The following is a 19,344-nucleotide window of genomic DNA, read 5'->3' as shown; positions in this document are numbered from 1 at the left end:
ACTCAAATCACAAACTTAAATTAGCCAAAAATGGAAGTATTTCTGAATCCTGATGCATGGATTGCCTTATTGACCCTAACTTTTCTAGAAATTGTTTTAGGGATAGACAACATTATTTTTATTTCTATTGCCACAGGAAAGTTACCTGAAGAAAAACGTAAAAAAGCTACCAAAATAGGAATGTTTTTGGCCATGTTCATGCGAATCGCCTTGCTATTCGGAATCAATTTGTTGATTCAGATGAAAAAACCTTGGCTTACCATCGACTGGGGATGGTTACAAGCGGGCATTACTGGACAAAGCATCATTTTGCTTTTAGGAGGATTGTTTCTTATTTATAAAAGCACCAACGAAATCCGTGAAAAAGTAGATGAAAGGGGACATGAAGAAAAAGAACTCGGCAAAGCAGCAACCAAATCTTTCCAAAGTGTCATTCTGCAAATCATTATGATTGATTTGGTTTTTTCTTTCGACAGTATTCTTACTGCAGTTGGAATGACCAATGGCGTTTCTGGAGCGATTTACATCATGATAACTGCTGTAATTGTATCCGTTTTCATTATGATGCAATTTGCTGTTCCGGTAGGTAATTTTGTGAACAAACATCCTTCTATTCAAATCTTAGGTTTATCCTTTTTGATTTTGATTGGCTTTATGCTATTGACAGAAAGTGCTCATTTATCGAATGCATTAATCTTCGGAAGTCACGTCACGCCAGTACCTAAAGGCTATTTGTACTTTGCCATTTCATTTTCTCTGTTCGTCGAAATATTGAATATGAAAACCAAAAAGAAATAATTCTAAAAATAAGCTTCCAAAACTGGAGGCTTTTTTTATGCCGAAATACTTCTTTTTAGTACATTACAAAACAAGAAAAATAGCAGTAAAACAGTTATAATGAAAAATACCATTTCACAAAGAGTCGCCGATTTTTTAAAAAATTATCCCCCTTTCAGTTTTTTAAACTTAAGAGAAATCAACACCCTATCTGAAGAAGTTTCAATTATTTATAAAGAAAAAGACAGCATTGTTTTTGAAGAAAATGAAGCTGCACACGATTCATTTTATGTCATCCATAAAGGCGCTGTTGCCTTGAAAAAAGGAAGCAAAAACGAAATTATCAATATTTCAGATGAGGGTGACCTCATTGGTTTAAGACCACTTATTACTCGCGAAAATTATAAAATGGAAGCTCGTGCTCACGAAGAAAGCATCCTCTATGCTATTCCGAGTGACTTGTTCAAGCCTTATGCTTTAAAGAACAAAGATGTAGCCAATTTTTTGATAGAAAGTTTTGCCTCAAATACCGAGAATCCTTATTCTGAAAGCCATCGCGGCAAGCTTTATGGCGAAGTAGTCAATGAAGAAATTTTGGGCAGTAGCCAAAAGCTTTTGGATTTTCAACCTGTCAAATATTCCAAAAAAATCATTACATGTACACCCTCAACACCAGCCAATAGCATTGCCGAGATGATGACCAAAAAAAATGTGGGAGCTATTTTAGTGGTTGAAAACGAACTCCCTATTGGCATTGTAACCGATAAAGATTTAAGAAATAAAATCGTAACAGGCGCCTTTCCTATTACTGCTCAAGCGGCCTCAATAATGAATAGTCCTGTGATTACGTATCCCAAAAAAATGACAATCACGCAAGCCCAAATGGCTATGATAAAAAGCAACATTAGCTATTTGTGTTTGACTAAAGACGGAACTCCTAATACCAAAGCAGTTGGCATTCTCTCCAAACACGATGTAATGGTAGCCATTGGCAACAATCCAGCCGTACTCATCAAAGCCATCAAAAGATGTAAAAAAAGCAAAGAAATAAAGCCAATTAGGCAAAACATAATGCGTTTGTTACAAGGATATATTGACCAAAATATCCCTATGACGCTTACTACAAAAATCATTACCGAATTGAATGACGTATGCATACAACAAGTCATCAAACTTTCGCTAAAAAAAATGAGAACTCCACCTCCAGTTGCTTTTTCTTGGCTGGCATTGGGAAGTCAAGGCAGAAGTGAGCAATTGTTGCATACGGATCAAGACAATGCTTTGGTCTATGAAGATGTCCCTGAAGAGAAAGCCTCAGAAACTAAAAAATATTTCTTAGAATTGGCAACTCATGTCAATAAAGGATTGTTTGAAATTGGATACGATTATTGTCCCGCAGAAATGATGGCTTCTAATCCAAATTGGTGTTTGAGTTTATCCGAATGGAAAAAGAAAGTAATGCATTGGATAACCAATACAGGCAAAAATGAAGTCTTATTATCCTTTATCTTCTTTGATTATTCGTTGACTTATGGTGATAGTAAAATTGTAAATGAATTATCTGACTATATTTTTGAAACGATAAAAGCCAATCCAGTATTTTATCTGCACTTAGTTAGTGGTGCTTTGCAAAGTCCCTCACCTACAGGTTTTTTCAGACAATTTTTAGTAGAACAAGACGGAGCGAACAAAGATACCTTCAACATCAAAAACAGAGCCTTAATGCCACTTGCCGATGCCGCACGACTATTAATTTTATACCATTCTGTAAAATCAATCAGCAATACCGCAGAACGCTTTGAAAAATTAGCTGAGTTAGAACCTAACAATCGAGAACTGTATTTGTCTTGTGCTTATTCCTATAAAGCCTTACTGAAATTTAGAACCAAACAAGGCCTATTGCATAATGATTCTGGGCAATATATTGCTCTGGATTCCCTAACCAAACTCGAAAAAATAAAACTCAAAAATACGTTTAAAACCATTAAAGATTTGCAAGAACTGATTACCGTTCGATTTAATGCCTCAAACATATTATAATGAAAGATTTTCTTAAAAAAATAGTGCCTTTTATTAAATCAAAGCGTTTCAGTACAAGTACTCCAGCCGAAAAAAAATGGACTATATCTGCAATTGAAGCCACACGAATTGTAGTTCTTGATACTGAAACTACAGGATTTGATTATTTAAAAGATTGCATTTTATGTATTGGCGCCGTTTCGTTACAAAACAATACGATCTCGTTGAAAGATAGCTTTGAAGTATTCATAGAACAAGATCATTACGATCAAAATAGTGCTAAAATTCACGGAATATTAAAACAATGGATTTTGGACCGTCCCACTGAATTAGAAGCCTTACAACAATTCTTGGAATATCTTGGTGATGCCATTATTGTAGCCCATCATGCCTATTTTGACATTGGAATGATCAACAAAGCGCTAGAAAGAAATGGGCTTCCCCGACTAAAAAATAAAAGCTTAGATACAGCCACATTGTATAAAGAAACCCTGCTAAAATCAAACTTATTAGAGAAAAAGGACAACTACAGCCTTGATGAATTGGCTGATAAATTTGATATTTCAAAAAAAGACAGGCATACAGCAATGGGCGATGCGTATATTACCGCTATTGCTTTCCTTAAAATCATCCATAAATTAAAACACAACAAAGATTTTAACTTGAATGATTATTTAAAATAATTGAAGGGACTTAAAGTTGAAACTTCATTTACCCTTTCTACGCAATTCTCTTAGTGTAACAAAAACTAAGTACGCTGGTTACTTTTTATTCTTGTAACAGTTACATATCTAAATGGTAGCTAACTTTCTCCCCTGTTTTCATCGTCCAATAGTTAGTTTGATTATTTTACTTTTTAAAAAGTATGCATCGAAATCAAAAAGCTAATTACAAAAACGCATCATTTACCTTCGCAAGACACGTTTTATTACATATCATATAAAAATTAGACAAAAGTTTTATTGCATCAAAAAAATTAAGCAAAAAATTGTATTTATAAAATATAAACTACATCTGTACAATAGATTACATTGATTGTTATAATTCTTTATCCAATAAAACATGAGTAACGCTAAACTAGTAAGCTGTCGCTGGAAAATTTGATTCGTTTTGTAGAAGAAACCAGAAAAAAAGGAGCCACTCCTATCCTATTCTCTTCGATAACCCGAAGAACCTTCAATGAACAAGGCGTTCTGATTGACTCTCATGGCGATTACACACAAGAAATGAGATTAGTTGCTCAAGAGTACAAAGTGCCTTTTATCGATATGCAATACTACACAGAACTTTTGGAAGAATCCTACGGAGTAGAAAAATCAAAAGAACTGCATCTGCACTTTGCCCCGGGAGAAAATAGTTATATCCCAAAGGGAATCGATGACAACACCCATTTATCTGTAAAAGGAGCCACAGAAATTGCTAAAATTGCCGCACAACAAATCAAAGCACTTAACATTCGCTTGTCTAAAGAAGTGAAGTAAATCAAACAACCAATCGTTATTACAAAACGAAATGAAAATGCCATCCCACGAGATGGCATTTTTGCATCATATAGTTTATGACAATCCCGAAATCACGCCATTATCATCAATATCGATTCGGGTTGCATTAGGAACTTTCGGTAAGCCCGGCATACGCATCACATCGCCTAACAAAGGAATAATAAAACCAGCGCCACTGGCAAATTCAAATTCACGTACCGTAACTGTAAAACCTGTAGGCCTTCCAATCATTTTTTCATCGTCAGAAAAACTAGCAGGTGTTTTAACCATACAAATTGAAAAATGCTCAAAACCTAATTCCTTAATGCTTTGCAATTGTTTTTTGGCCAAAGCCGAGTAAGCTACCTTATCCGCGCCATAAATTGTGGTGGCAATCGTTTCAATTTTCGATTCAATAGATGCAGTGGTTGTATACAAAGGTTGGTAATTAGTACTTGCAGTTGCTACTTGCTCCACAATCGTTTGAGCTAATTTTTCGGCTCCTTTACCTCCTTCAACAAAGGCAGTACTCACTACAGCTTTTACTCCTTTTTCAGCACATAACTCAATCAACACCTCATATTCTTCTTGTGTATCTGCTGGAAAAGCATTGATACAAACCACTGGTTGTAAGCCAAACTTTTGAATATTTTCTATATGCTTTTCTAAATTACAAAAGCCTTTTTTTATGGCGTTAACGTTGGGTTCTTTGCACTCTTCTGCTGTCAAGCCTGCGTGATGCTTGATGGCTTTTAGTGTGGCAACCAAAACCACTGCATCAGGTCGCAATCCGGATTGTTCACATTTGATATGCAAAAATTTCTCCGCTCCTAAATCGGCACCAAAACCCGCCTCTGTAACCACATATTCCCCTAACGAAAGTCCCATTTTGGTAGCAATCACAGAATTGGTTCCTTGCGCAATACTCGCAAAAGGCCCTCCGTGAATGATGGCAGGATTTCCTTCGATAGTTTGCACCAAATTAGGCTTGATAGCATCTTTCAACAAAGCTGCCATAGCCCCTACTACTTTCAAATCCTTAGCAAAAACAGGAGTGCCTTCTACCGTTTTTCCCACATAAATATTTCCTAAACGTTTTTTGAGGTCAGCAATATCTTTGGCCAAACATAAAATAGCCATAATTTCAGAAGCAGGTGTAATATTGAAATTTTCCTCACGCATCACTCCATTTCCTTTGGCTCCTACACCAATAACTATCTGACGTAACACACGGTCATTCATATCCATAACACGTTTCCAAACAATGGCTTTCGGGTCTAACTGCAAATGGGCTTCAGGGTATTGCAAATGATTATCAATGATGGCAGAAAGCAAATTATTAGCCTTTTCAATCGCTGAAAAATCACCAGTAAAATGAAGATTGATATCTTCCATAGGCAAGACTTGAGCATAACCACCTCCAGCAGCTCCACCTTTCAAACCAAAAACAGGTCCCAAAGAAGGCTCTCGTAAAACAGCAATGTCTTTTATTGAAGAAATCTTGCTTTTTTGAGCAATTTCTATGTCGGAAGGAAATAATTTCATAATAATTGAATTGGTTTTTGTTTTTTATGTAAAAATAAACCAAATCCAAAATATAAAATACGATAAAAATCAGGTTTTAAAAAAACCGTTTCCTTTTGAAGTTGGAAACGGTTTTGAATTATTCTAAAGACAAAGTGACTTGTCCATCATCTTCTAATTGAATAGAAGAATCATCAATAGTATCTTCTATACTTTCATTCGGTTCGGGTTGTTCTTCTTCTGGTTCTTCATAAGGCAAAGGGTCGAGCAAATTCACTTGCTTTAGCTTATCTGTTGTCAATTGATTTCCTAGAGCTTTAAAGCCTTTTACCGCAATAAAACTCTCGATGTCTACCACTTGATTTTCTTTTTGAACACCTTTCACTTTAGCAAAAATCAATTCGGCTACTGGACGATAATCGGTAGCTACAATCTCTAAACGAGAATTTGGATGCTCGGATATAAACGATTCTTCTTTATTCTCCACTTCAACCAAGAAGCGCTTGATATAATAACGCTCTTTTTCGCCATCATAATAGATAGCCGAAATCGGTTTTTTAGGATTCCATTTTTCCAAAACAATCATATCCTCATCAAAATGAGTAGACAGCTCTGGAATAATAACTTTGAGTTTTCCAGTCTGAGAAATGACTAATATCTTGTCGCTTGGTCTAAATTCACCTAACAACTCTCCTCTTCCATCCACATTTAAGCGCTGCACGGTATCGTCAAACCAAACTTTTCTTGGTAATAAAGTAGAAATACCTTTCTCTTTTAATTCAATTTTTTTGATTGGATATTTGGTTACCAAATTACCTTTGGAAGCTCTTCCTTTGATAGCTAATTTGGCGAAATCAATATCAAATTTGAGTTTTTTGATACTACCAACTTGACGTAGGATGATATTTATTACCTCCGCTTCACCATTTGGATTGCAAGAAAAATAAAGAATTTGAGAACCTGCAGCTCCATTGGTTAAATCGTAGGCTTTATCTCTAGTAACACCTGAAACATTGAATCGTTTAATGTAAGACGGACCCGATTTTCCATCACGATAAATCAAATTGTAAATCGTGCGTTTATCGCCTTTGTCAAAAATAGCAACGTGAATAATGTCTTTACCAACAAATGTCTTAGCATCGACTTTGGTAATCATCATCGTTCCATTACGTAGAAAAACAATTACATCATCGATATCAGAGCAATCCACTACATATTCATCTTTTTTCAAGCTAGTTCCCACAAATCCTTCTTCGCGATTGACGTATAATTTGGTATTACGCAAAACCACTTTGGTCGCTTCGATGTCATCAAAAATTCGGAGTTCGGTTTGGCGTTCTCTTCCTTTACCGTATTTTTCTTTAAGTTTCGCAAAATAAGCTATCGCAAAATCGATGATATGATCCAAATGATGTTGTACTTCCTTCATTTCGTCCTCCAATTTCGCAATGAAATCATCGGCTTTATCAGAGTCAAAACGCGTGATTCGAATCATTGGGATTTGCGTTAGTTTTTGCAAATCATCATCGTTAATTTCTCTCACAAAGGACGCTTTGAAAGGCTCAAAACGATCGTACATGTATTTGTACAATGATTCTCTATCTGAGTACAATTTGAAGTCAATGTACATTTCTTCACGAATGAAAATCTTTTCAAGTGTAGCAAAATGCCATTTGTTTTTTAATTCTTCTAATTGAATTTCGAGTTCTTGACGCAATAAATCTACCGTGCGGTCTGTCGAAATTTTCAACATATCCGAAACCCCGATAAAAAGCGGTTTGTTGTCTTCAATCACACAACCTAACGGTGCCACAGACGTTTCGCAAGCAGTAAAAGCGAACAAGGCATCGATGGTTTTATCTGGAGAAACACCTGGGAAAAGATGGATTAAAATCTCAACCTCGGCAGCAGTATTGTCTTCGATTTTCTTGATTTTGATTTTCCCTTTTTCATTGGCTTTCAGAATACTATCAATCAAACTAGATGTATTGGTCGAAAACGGAATTTGGGTAATCACCAAGGTGTTTTTGTCCAACTGACTAATCTTGGCACGCACACGCACACGTCCGCCACGCATACCATCGTTGTAATTCGATACATCCGCAATCCCAGCGGTTTGAAAATCTGGATATAAAGTAAAGGGTTTCCCTTTCAGAATTTTTATAGAAGCATCGATTAACTCATTGAAGTTATGAGGTAACACTTTGGTAGAAAGCCCCACCGCGATTCCCTCTGCTCCTTGTGCCAAAAGCAACGGGAACTTCACGGGAAGATTATTCGGTTCTGCACGACGACCGTCATACGATACACCCCAATCTGTAATTTTAGGTGAATACAATACCTCTAACGCAAATTTGGACAAACGCGCCTCAATATAACGAGAAGCAGCTGCGCCATCGCCTGTTAAAATATTACCCCAGTTTCCTTGGCAGTCAATCAATAAATCTTTTTGACCGATTTGTACCATAGCATCAGCAATACTCTGATCCCCATGAGGATGGTATTGCATAGTGTGTCCCACCACATTCGCTACTTTGTTATAACGACCGTCGTCTAATTCTTTTAACGAATGCATAATACGGCGTTGTACCGGCTTGAATCCGTCTTCGATAGCGGGTACGGCACGTTCCAAGATTACATACGAAGCATAATCCAAAAACCAATCTTTGTACATTCCTGTAACTTTGGTAATGGTATCGTGCTCGTCTGCATTATTTTCGTAAAAATGGTGCATCCCACTTGAAGTCGATATATCATCAAACCCCTCTTGATCATTGGCATCAAAACTGGCGTCGTTGTTTTCGTCTTCGTTCGAAAGGATGTTATCTTCTTCTTCGTCTTTCATTTATATCTTTATGAATCTACTTTATCGTTATTTCAATGCTAAAAAGAATACTTTTCTTTGCAAATATGTTCTTCTGTGGTCACCCAATTTCCGTTTTTGTCTTTCACTTTTTTGGTAACTATTCCACATTCTTTGTGATCATTGCTTCTGATAATAAAAAATGTCCCACCAAAACCTAGGGCAAAAGCTAAAATAATGAGTATTAACGTTTTTTTGTTCATTTCTAAAATACTATTCTTTCTCAATCACATCCAAATCTACCTTCAAGTTTTTGATGATAAAATCTTGTCGATCTGGGGTATTTTTACCCATATAAAAAGACAATAATTGCTCAATTGAGGTATTTTTATCCATCATAATAGGATCCAATCGGATGGTTTCTCCAATGAAATTTTTGAACTCATCTGGCGAAATTTCCCCGAGTCCTTTAAATCGCGTAATTTCTGGTTTGGGTTTTAATTTTTCAATGGCATCCCTGCGCTCTTCATCAGAGTAGCAATAAATGGTTTCTTTTTTATTTCGAACTCTAAAAAGTGGCGTTTGCAAAATATACAAATGCCCTTCTTTGATTAATTCAGGGAAAAATTGCAAGAAAAAGGTAATCAACAACAAGCGAATGTGCATTCCATCGACATCGGCATCGGTGGCGATTACAATATTGTTGTAGCGCAAGTCACCCATATCTTCTTCGATATTCAAAGCCGCTTGCAACAAATTGAATTCTTCATTTTCATACACAATCTTCTTACTCATTCCGTAAGAATTCAAAGGCTTTCCTCGCAAACTAAAAACAGCTTGTGTATTCACATCACGCGATTTAGTAATCGACCCCGAAGCCGAATCTCCCTCGGTGATAAACAACGTACTTTCTAAATATCTTGGATTTTTGATATCTGGTAAATGCACGCGACAGTCTCTCAACTTCTTATTGTGCAAACTGGCTTTTTTAGCTCGGTCTTTCGCTAATTTTCGAATGCCTGATAATTCTTTACGCTCGCGCTCGGCTTGTAGAATTTTTCGAAGCAACAAATCGGCTGTTTCTGGATTTTTATGTAAAAAATTGTCTAATTTATTTTTCACAAAGTCATTCACAAACGTTCTTACAGATGCCATTCCTGGCTCAGAGCCCATATCTGTAGAACCTAATTTCGTTTTGGTTTGGGATTCAAAAACAGGTTCCATCACCTTGATACTAACCGCACTCACAATGGATTTACGAATATCTGAAGGGTCGAAGGTTTTATTGTAAAATTCACGTATGGTTTTGACTACGGCTTCTCTAAAAGCTACAAGATGCGTTCCACCTTGCGTCGTATTTTGACCGTTTACAAAAGAATGGTATTCCTCGCTGTATTGCGATTTACTGTGGGTCATTGCAATCTCAATATCATCCCCTTTAAGATGAATAATAGGATACACCATATCTTCCTCTGCAATATTTTCATCTAATAAATCTTTCAATCCATTTTCAGAAAAATATTTTTCACCATTATAAATGATGGTCAAGCCTGTATTTAGGTAGCAATAATTTTTGAGCATTTTTACTATATACTCATTTCTGAATTTATAGTTTTTAAAAATGGCTTCATCTGGTGTAAACGTAACCTTGGTTCCTTTACGCTTGGTGGTTTCGATGATATCTTCTTCTAAAACCAAATTCCCTCCCGAAAACTCAGCTGCTTTTTGCTTCTCATCACGAACCGATTCAACTCTAAAATAAGTCGATAAAGCGTTCACCGCCTTGGTTCCTACTCCATTCAATCCAACAGATTTCTTAAACGCCAAAGAATCGTACTTTCCACCAGTATTCATTTTGGAAACTACGTCGATTACCTTCCCTAAAGGAATCCCTCGACCATAGTCACGTACCGCTACGGTTTTGTCTTTAATGGTCACTTCGATAGATTTTCCAGCGCCCATTACGAACTCATCAATACAGTTGTCTAATACTTCTTTTAAAAGAATATAAATACCGTCATCCGGCGAAGAACCGTCACCAAGCTTTCCGATATACATTCCGGGACGCATCCGGATGTGTTCTTTCCAATCGAGAGAACGTATATTGTCTTCATTATAAATATTTTGCTCAACCATAAACAGATTTTGGATTTTGATGCAATATAGCATATATCTCCAAAAAATGAAAGGCGATACTCTTTAATTTTTTTTAATAAAATCAGGCTCAAAAACAATGTTTTACATCGGTTTTGAGTAAATTTACCGCCAAATTTTTCCAAAAAAATGCCAAATACCATAAAACCGAGTTTAGAACAAATTAAACTCATCAACGAATATTTATTATTTGACTCTCCAAACGAGGAACAATACGATAACATTACATTTTTGGCAACTCAAATCTGTAAAACACCAATTTCTACTATCACATTAATTGATACTACTCGCCAGTGGTTCAAATCCAAAATAGGTTTTACCCATAACGAAAATCCTATAGAGTATTCCTTTTGTGCCTTGGCGCTATCCAAAAATTTAGATTTTATAGAAATTCCAAATTTAATGCTAGACGAAGAGTTTAGCGGTATAGGTAAATTAAACGGCTTGGAAGAAAACGGTTTTTATGCTAGTGTGGCAATCAGGAATGAAAAAGGAATTCCGTTAGCCACCTTGTGCGTTATTGATTATGAAAGCAAAAAACTCACAAATGACCAAAAAAAGGGGTTGCAAATTTTAGGAAAACAAGTAGAAGCCCTTTTTAAATTAAGACACAAAAACGTTGCTTTACTTAACAATTACAAACTTTTAAGTGAACAATACGAGGCCTTGAAACAGTTCTCCAATCGTGTATCCCACGACATTCAATCGCCGCTAAACAATATTATTTCATTGATTACCCTTTTCAGAGAAGAAAACGAAACTTCTTTTTCTAGCTCGGAATATCTGGACTTAATGATTGAAAGCTCTAGTCAACTGAAAGAATACGTTACTAAACTGCTTTATTATTATCGTTCTGAAAATCAAATCATCAGTAAAAAGGATTTTAATATTAATGAAATAATCACCACCACCAACTCTATCCTAAATCCAAAAAAAGAATTCAAAATAGAGTCAACTTTTGAAAAAGCTCAGATATATACGGATCCATTAGCTTTGACTCAAATTGTAATGAATCTAGTTTCGAATGGATTAAAATACAATTACAGCACCACTCCTGTAATTACCTTTGGTTTCAATGAAACAACTACCTCCTATCAACTAAAAATTAGCGATAACGGAATTGGTTTAAGCGAGACCGAGGCCGCCTCACTCCTAAACAATTCAGCCAGCATTGCAAAAAAAGATCGCTTTGGGAATTATGGTACGCAATTAGGCTGGACTACCATCAAGAATCTTTGTAACAAAATAGGGGTTTCTATTTCTATAGATTCAAAAGTTAATGAAGGAAGCACCTTTATTCTTTCAATCCCTAAAGAAGTAAACACCCTTTCAGCTTCGTAGTAGAGCATAAAACGTAACTACACGAAACAGCACACATACAAACACAAAGTCATAGCAAAGACAATTTCTTAGGCTTTGTTATTTCACTTCAACCCTCAAAAAAGAGTCAAAAAAAAAGTTTTATTCCTGAAGCACAAGCTATTTTGTTGGAGCTAAAATCTTGCTTTAGGAAACCCAATTCTTAAAAAAAATTCATACTTTTGAAACTCAAAAAAAACAACGATATGGCGACAGTAACATTAGGTGGAAACCCAATTCACACTTCAGGCGAACTTCCTCAAGTTGGAAGCAAATTAGTAGATTTCAAACTAATCAAAAATGATTTATCAGTAGCTACATTAGCTGATTTTGCTGGTAAAAAATTAGTTTTAAATATTTTTCCAAGTATCGATACCGGAACTTGTGCTACATCTGTTAGAAAATTCAACGAAAGCGCTAGTACTTTAGAGAACACTACCGTTTTGTGTATTTCAAGAGATTTACCTTTTGCTCAAAAACGTTTTTGTGGTGCAGAAGGATTAGAAAACGTAGTGAATTTATCCGATTTCCAAGAAGGTAGTTTTGGTAAAACCAATGGTTTAGAAATCACTGACGGTCCTTTAGCTGGATTGCACTCTAGAGTTATTATTGTTTTAGACGAAAACGGTGTGGTTGCGCATACTGAACAAGTAGCTGAAATCGCTAACGAACCTAATTACGAAGCAGCTTTAGCCGCACTATAATACATTTATGGAATTTCAAAAAGACAATTCTTTTGTAACCGGAAGATTAAAAAGTGTTACATATGCTTTCAAAGGCGCACTAAAATTAATAAGTACGGAACATAGCATAATGGTTCAGTTTTCTATTGGAATACTCATTAGTATTTTAGGCTATATAATGAATATTTCTGCTACAGAATGGTTGTTTCAAACCCTTTCAATTGGCTTAGTAATGAGCATTGAAGGTCTAAACACTGCTGTAGAAAAAATAGCCGACTTTATTCATCCAAATTACAGTCAAAGAATTGGTTTTATCAAAGACATTGCTGCAGGATCTGTTTTCTTTGCAGCAATTACTGCAATCATTATAGGTTTAATCATTTACGTTCCAAAATTCACATAGGCTTACTTCAAAAAAAGAATGGCAAAAACAAGTAAAAAAAACACTCCTGAAACTCCTTCCGATACGGCAACTCCCAAGGTGAAATTTTGGGAACTATCCAAGCAAAACAAACTCATTATAGGTAGTTTGCTAGTACTATTTTCTGTTGGATTACTAATTGCATTTGTTTCCTTTTTCCTGTATGGACAAGAGGATCAAAGTGCCGTCAATAGTATAACCGATAGAAATGAAGTGGTACAAAATTGGCTAGGGAAAATTGGAGCTTTTCTTGCTGATGCCCTAATCTACAAAGGATTTGGAATCGCTTCCTTTTTATTTGTTCGATTATTCTTCCTAACAGGTTTGTTTTTGTTTTTAGATTTACGTCTCAAAAAACTTAAAAACATTTGGTTTTGGGACTTATTCTTGATTGTAATTCTATCCGTTTTATTTGGATTTTTCGCGACTTCTGTACCGGAATTAGGAGGAACCGTAGGCTATGAACTTAATTTGTTTTTTCAAGATTATATCGGAAAAACAGGTACCTTATTGGTGTTGATTTTCGGCATTCTGATTTACTTGATTTTCAAAATAAAAATATCGCCAGAAAAAATTCAAAACATCTTTCATTCCACCAAAGAAGAAATTAAAGATGAAATAGCCAATAATCCTTTTCCAAAAGAAACTTCGAATGCCTACAATTTAGAAGAATTTGCCATTGAAGAGGAAGAAGATTTAGAAGATACCATTCATCTTAAAACATCAGGTTCACAATTCGAAATTAACAAAGAAGCTTTGAAACCTACTATTAGTAGTGCTTCGGAGATTAATTTGGAACCTCAATTGAAACCGCAACCCATAGTTACTCCAATTCCAAATGAAGTAATTACAACCAACGACGACGCTTTTGTAATTGAAAAAGCAGCCGAAGAAGACATTATCGAAGAAAATCTTGCCTCACGCTTGGTTTCTGATTTTGGTTTATTCGACCCAACGTTGGATTTATCACATTACAAATACCCAACGATTGATTTGTTAAAAGAATATTCTACTGGCGGAATCACCATCAATCAGGAAGAATTAGAAGAAAACAAAAATAAAATCGTTGACACTCTTCGCAATTACAAAATAGAAATTGCGCAAATTAAAGCAACGGTTGGACCATCGGTTACCTTATATGAGATTGTTCCAGAAGCAGGAATCAGAATTTCAAAAATCAAGAGTTTAGAGGACGATATCGCCTTGTCTTTATCTGCACTTGGAATTCGTATCATTGCGCCAATTCCTGGAAAAGGAACCATTGGTATCGAGGTTCCTAACAAGAATCCAACTATGGTTTCCATGAAAAGCGTAATTGGGTCGGCTAAATTTCAAGAAGCCGAAATGGAATTACCAATTGCTTTAGGGAAAACCATTTCTAATGAAACTTTTGTAGTCGATTTGGCGAAAATGCCTCACTTATTAATGGCGGGTGCTACTGGACAAGGAAAATCGGTAGGATTAAATGCCGTATTGACTTCTCTTTTGTACAAAAAACATCCAGCCGAAGTGAAATTCGTTTTGGTAGACCCTAAAAAAGTAGAGCTTACTCTTTTTAATAAAATTGAAAGACATTATTTAGCTAAATTACCCGATACCGAAGATGCCATTATTACTGATAATGCAAAAGTTGTTGCTACCTTAAATTCACTTTGCGTTGAAATGGACAATCGCTATTCGTTATTAAAAGACGCTATGGTGCGCAATATAAAAGAGTATAACGAAAAGTTCAAGTCTAGAAAGTTAAATCCAGAATTAGGACACCGTTTTTTACCTTACATCGTATTGGTAGTCGACGAGTTTGCCGATTTAATTATGACGGCTGGTAAAGAAGTAGAAGTTCCTATTGCGCGTTTGGCTCAATTGGCTCGTGCTATCGGAATACATTTGATTATCGCTACTCAAAGACCATCGGTGAATGTAATTACAGGTTTGATTAAAGCCAACTTCCCAGCTCGTATTGCTTTTAGAGTAACTTCAAAAATTGACTCTAGAACCATTTTAGATACACAAGGCGCTGACCAATTGATTGGTAGAGGGGATTTATTATACACCAATGGCAATGATGTGGTTCGTGTACAATGCGCCTTTATCGACACACCAGAAGTAGAAAAAATAACCGAATTTATTGGTTCGCAAAAAGCCTATGCCACTGCTTATTTACTTCCAGAGTTTGTTGGAGAAGAAAGTGGCATTAATCTTGATATGGATGTTTCCGAAAGAGACCCCTTATTTAGAGAAGCCGCCGAGATTATTGTCAATGCACAACAAGGCTCCGCTTCTTTACTACAACGCAAACTCAAACTAGGATACAACAGAGCAGGACGACTAATTGACCAATTAGAAGCTGCTGGAATTGTAGGCTCCTTTGAAGGAAGTAAAGCACGTAGTGTAAATATTCAAGATATGAGTTCTCTTGATCAATTTTTCAATAACGAACTAAACAATTAAATCATGTTACCTAGCACTCAAAACACAACTCTTTTTGCATTAAAAAACAAGTCTCAATCAATTTTGCCTTTATTAACATTAATTGCCTTGTTTTTTGTTGCTTTTACTTCATCCGCTCAAGACAAAAAAGCAAAAGCTTTGTTGGACCAAGTCACTAGCAAAGTAAAAAGTTACGATAACATTACGATTGATTTTAAATATAGCCTACAAAACGCCAAAGAAAACATCAATCAAGACAGCAAAGGAAATGTTACCCTAAAGGGAAATATGTATGTACTCAATTTTATGGGCGTAACTAAACTTTTTGACGGTAAAAAAACATACACAATCGTTCCTGAAGACGAAGAAATCACGATTTCTAAACTGAATGAAAATGACGACAATGCCATTACACCTTCAAAAATGTTGACTTTTTTCAACTCTGGTTACAAATACACTATGGACATCATTCAAGATGTTAGAGGAAGAAAAATACAATATGTAAAACTAGTTCCAACAAATGCAAAAGACCAAAGAAAAGAAATCTTACTTGGTATCGACATACAAACCAAACATATTTATAACTTAATTGAATTTGGTAAAAAAGGAACAAAAACAACCCTTACCGTTAATTCTTTTAAAACTAATCAGTCATTATCAAAAAATCAATTTACCTTTGCGGCGAGTAAATACCCCAATTACTACATCAATAAAATAGATTAAACATAGGTGAAGATACTTGACAAATATTTATTAAAATCGTTTCTGATTACATTTACTACGGTTTTTGTTATCCTTTTTTTCATCTTTATTCTCCAAACCGTTTGGCTATTCATTACTGAACTGGCCGGTAAAGATTTGGATTTTATAATGATTGTTAAATTCTTACTCTTCTCTATGCCAAGGATTATTCCTTTGGTTTTACCACTATCGGTTTTATTGGCTTCTATTATGACTTTCGGAAGTTTTTCTGAAAACTATGAATTAGCAGCAATGAAATCATCTGGAATCTCATTACAAAGATGTTTTCGTACTTTAATTGTTTTTATCTCTTTATTGAGCATTGTTGCTTTTATGTTTGCAAACAATGTAATTCCATACGCTGAGTATAAATTCATGAGTTTTAGAAGAAATATTGCTCAAGTAAAACCAGCCTTAGCTATTGCCGAAGGACAATTTAACACCGTTGGTGTATACAACATCAAAGTGAATAAAAAATCGGGGGATAAAGGAAACTTTTTAAGTGGCGTAACCATTCACAAAAAATCATTAATGGGTGATGGAAATAAAACTGTCATCAAAGCCAAAACTGGCGAATTGATTAGCAATGAAGAATCAAACTTATTGCAATTGGTTTTAAAAGATGGTTATTACTATGAAGATGTTACTCCAAAGAAATATGAAGATCGCGAAAAAATGCCTTTTGTAAAAAGTTCATTTAAAAAAGACATCATCAATATTGACTTATCTAAATTAAACACTACCACCGTAGAAGACACCAAAGAAGCCAATACAAAAGGAATGCTAGATGTATCAGAACTTGTATACACTATCGATTCATTATCAAAAAGCAAAGCCACGGAAGCCAAGTCTTTTTCTGAAAACATCAATCAGAAAGTTACTATTCCATTAGCTTCTACCACTATTCCAACTAATGACACTGTAAAGAAAACCAAAAAGTTCAATACCAAAGACCCTTTGGCACCTTTTACTGATGATGAAAAAGCAACCGTTTACAAAAATGCTTTGGCCAATACACAAAGTACAGTGGTTAGCATTGACGGAACACTTTCGGATTTGAAATTAAAACAAAAAAACATCAACAGTCACGAATTTGTCATTTATGAGAAATTTGTAATTGCCTTTGCTTGTTTCTTAATGTTTTTCATTGGAGCACCATTAGGAGCCATTATACGAAAAGGAGGTATTGGACTTCCAATAGTCTTTGCAGTATTGATCTTTATTACTTTCCATTTCATCAACACTTTCGGGAAAAGAATCTCACAAGAAGACGGACTCACTCCTTTTGTTGGAGCATGGATGTCCTCATTCATATTAACACCTTTGGCCGTATTATTAACCTACAGAGCCATCAACGATATTGGTATAATCAATATGGATCGTATAACAGAACCTTTTCAAAAATTGGTTAAAAAATTATTCCCTTCTAAAAACTAATTCTACACATGGTAGCAGATAAAATACAACTCAATACGATTGAGGAAGCAATTGAAGACATTCGTCAAGGTAAAGTAATCATTGTAGTAGACGATGAAGACAGAGAGAATGAAGGTGATTTTTTGGCTGCAGCCGAAAAAGTAACACCCGAAATGATCAACTTTATGGCTACGCATGGAAGAGGGTTAATTTGTGCTCCTCTAACCGAAAGTCGTTGTAAAGAACTAGGACTGCATGTAATGGTGAGCAATAATACCGATCCTATGGAAACCGCTTTTACTGTTTCGGTGGACTTAAGAGGAAATGGTGTAACTACAGGAATTTCTGCTTCTGATAGAGCAAAAACAATTCTTTCTTTAGTGGATTCTAATACAAAACCACACGACCTAGCTCGTCCAGGACATATCTTCCCACTTATCGCAAAACAAGGCGGTGTATTAAGAAGAACTGGACATACAGAAGCTGCAATTGATTTTGCACGTTTAGCAGGCTTTAAATCGGCTGGTGTGATTGTAGAAATCATGAACGAAGACGGAACCATGGCTCGCTTACCTCAATTGGTTAAAGTGGCTAAAAAATTCGATTTGAAATTAGTTTCTATTGAAGCATTAGTTGCTTATAGAATGCAACACGATAGCCTTATTGTTAAGAAAGAAGATTTCGATATACAAACTCGTTTTGGAACTTTTAGATTCCGTGCTTACCAACAAACCACCAACAAACAAGTTCATATTGCCTTAACCAAAGGGACATGGAATTCTGGTGAGTCTATTCTAACAAGAATCAACTCTTCGCAAGTAAATAACGATTTGTTGGGAACATTAACCAATAATGCCGACAAACAATTGGATGATATGTTTACTACAATTAACAATGAAGGAAAAGGTGCCGTGATTTTTATTAATCAAGACATGCAAGCCGTAAACCTATTGAGTAGAATTGCAGAATTAAAAGAATTACAAGCCAATGGAGAGCTCAAAGCTCCTAAAATAAAAATAGACAGTAAAGACTTTGGAATTGGAGCTCAAATTCTTCACGATTTAGACATTTCAAAAATACGATTGGTTACCAATACAGCACAAGGAAAACGCGTTGGAATGATTGGTTACGGCCTTGAAATTACAGAATACGTAAACTATTAAGCTTTTGGAATTATTTTTTTTATTTTTTTTCTTCTCCTAAAACATAGAAAATGAAATGATTAAAAAAATACCAAAAAAAAAGGTGTAATTTTTATAAAAATACATTTGCATAACCAAAAAAGGTTCTTATATTTGCACTCGCAATCACGAAATGATAGCGACTTACTGGAGAAATGGCAGAGCGGTCGAATGCGGCAGTCTTGAAAACTGTTGACTGTAACAGGTCCGGGGGTTCGAATCCCTCTTTCTCCGCTGAAAGCCCCTCAAAGAGGGGCTTTTTACATTTCAATACTTTCCTTACTTTACAAAATCCTATATTTTACAGCACTTACGAGTCGTTTTGATTTAAATCATGAAATGAAGTCATTTTCAT

General features: G+C 35.5%; 14 protein-coding genes, 1 tRNA gene and 1 pseudogene. 12 read left to right on the top strand and 4 right to left on the bottom strand.

Going from position 1 to position 19,344, the window contains the following annotated elements:
- Positions 1-30 precede the first annotated feature (30 nt).
- The 4 genes from ACSVH9_RS02520 to ACSVH9_RS02505 all read left to right on the top strand — a co-directional run bounded on the left by ACSVH9_RS02520 (position 31) and on the right by ACSVH9_RS02505 (position 4,277).
- The gene (locus ACSVH9_RS02520) at positions 31-798 is read left to right on the top strand and encodes a TerC family protein (RefSeq protein WP_438062336.1); all 768 of its coding nucleotides are present in this window, start codon (positions 31-33) and stop codon (positions 796-798) included.
- Positions 799-897: 99 nt separating this feature from the next.
- On the top strand, positions 898-2,817 hold the full coding sequence (locus ACSVH9_RS02515; RefSeq protein WP_438062335.1) for a DUF294 nucleotidyltransferase-like domain-containing protein: 1,920 nt from the start codon (positions 898-900) through the stop codon (positions 2,815-2,817).
- A complete protein-coding gene (locus ACSVH9_RS02510) occupies positions 2,817-3,479 on the top strand; it encodes a 3'-5' exonuclease (RefSeq protein WP_438062334.1) in 663 nt (220 codons plus the stop codon). The genes ACSVH9_RS02515 and ACSVH9_RS02510 overlap by 1 nt, the downstream gene beginning before the upstream one ends.
- Before the next feature lie 417 nt (positions 3,480-3,896).
- The gene (locus ACSVH9_RS02505; protein WP_438062333.1) at positions 3,897-4,277 is read left to right on the top strand and encodes a hypothetical protein; all 381 of its coding nucleotides are present in this window, start codon (positions 3,897-3,899) and stop codon (positions 4,275-4,277) included.
- Positions 4,278-4,352: 75 nt separating this feature from the next.
- Here ACSVH9_RS02505 and ACSVH9_RS02500 read toward each other — a convergent pair.
- The 4 genes and pseudogenes from ACSVH9_RS02500 to ACSVH9_RS02485 form a co-directional block, all read right to left on the bottom strand.
- A pseudogene (locus tag ACSVH9_RS02500) lies at positions 4,353-5,765 on the bottom strand (formate--tetrahydrofolate ligase); the annotation flags it as partial.
- Between the two features lie 175 nt (positions 5,766-5,940).
- A complete protein-coding gene (locus tag ACSVH9_RS02495; RefSeq protein WP_438062332.1) occupies positions 5,941-8,646 on the bottom strand; it encodes a DNA gyrase/topoisomerase IV subunit A in 2,706 nt (901 codons plus the stop codon).
- Positions 8,647-8,684: 38 nt separating this feature from the next.
- Positions 8,685-8,867 carry a hypothetical protein gene (locus ACSVH9_RS02490; RefSeq protein WP_438062331.1) on the bottom strand — a complete coding sequence of 61 codons (183 nt, stop codon included), beginning with the start codon at positions 8,865-8,867 and terminating at the stop codon, positions 8,685-8,687.
- 10 nt (positions 8,868-8,877) lie between these two features.
- Entirely contained in the window at positions 8,878-10,740 is a 1,863-nt protein-coding gene (locus tag ACSVH9_RS02485) for a DNA topoisomerase IV subunit B (RefSeq protein ID WP_300978110.1), read from the bottom strand.
- Between the two features lie 147 nt (positions 10,741-10,887).
- Between ACSVH9_RS02485 and ACSVH9_RS02480 the strand changes: the two genes are divergently transcribed.
- The 8 genes from ACSVH9_RS02480 (at position 10,888) to ACSVH9_RS02445 (ending at position 19,223) form a co-directional block, all read left to right on the top strand.
- Positions 10,888-12,099, top strand: a complete 1,212-nt coding sequence (locus tag ACSVH9_RS02480) for a GAF domain-containing sensor histidine kinase (protein ID WP_438062330.1) — start codon at positions 10,888-10,890, stop codon at positions 12,097-12,099.
- 224 nt (positions 12,100-12,323) lie between these two features.
- Entirely contained in the window at positions 12,324-12,821 is a 498-nt protein-coding gene (gene tpx, locus ACSVH9_RS02475) for a thiol peroxidase (protein ID WP_438062520.1), read from the top strand.
- A 7-nt stretch (positions 12,822-12,828) separates the two neighbouring features.
- Entirely contained in the window at positions 12,829-13,203 is a 375-nt protein-coding gene (locus tag ACSVH9_RS02470) for a diacylglycerol kinase family protein (protein WP_438062329.1), read from the top strand.
- Positions 13,204-13,221: 18 nt separating this feature from the next.
- Positions 13,222-15,672: a DNA translocase FtsK gene (locus tag ACSVH9_RS02465; protein WP_438062328.1), complete on the top strand. Its 2,451-nt coding sequence runs from the start codon at positions 13,222-13,224 to the stop codon at positions 15,670-15,672.
- 3 nt (positions 15,673-15,675) lie between these two features.
- Positions 15,676-16,374, top strand: a complete 699-nt coding sequence (locus tag ACSVH9_RS02460) for a LolA family protein (RefSeq protein WP_438062327.1) — start codon at positions 15,676-15,678, stop codon at positions 16,372-16,374.
- 6 nt (positions 16,375-16,380) lie between these two features.
- A complete protein-coding gene (locus tag ACSVH9_RS02455) occupies positions 16,381-17,829 on the top strand; it encodes an LptF/LptG family permease (RefSeq protein ID WP_438062326.1) in 1,449 nt (482 codons plus the stop codon).
- Positions 17,830-17,837: 8 nt separating this feature from the next.
- Positions 17,838-18,971, top strand: a complete 1,134-nt coding sequence (gene ribB / locus ACSVH9_RS02450) for a 3,4-dihydroxy-2-butanone-4-phosphate synthase (RefSeq protein WP_438062325.1) — start codon at positions 17,838-17,840, stop codon at positions 18,969-18,971.
- A gap of 167 nt (positions 18,972-19,138) precedes the next feature.
- Positions 19,139-19,223, top strand: a tRNA-Ser gene (locus ACSVH9_RS02445).
- The last annotated feature ends 121 nt before the right edge of the window (positions 19,224-19,344 follow it).

Origin of the sequence: Flavobacterium sp. RSSB_23 (assembly GCF_051547145.1) — a bacterium.
Classification (GTDB): Bacteria; Bacteroidota; Bacteroidia; order Flavobacteriales; family Flavobacteriaceae; genus Flavobacterium.
The sequence above is the reverse complement of the archived record's forward strand: the minus strand, read 5'-3'. Positions and strand labels throughout refer to the sequence as shown.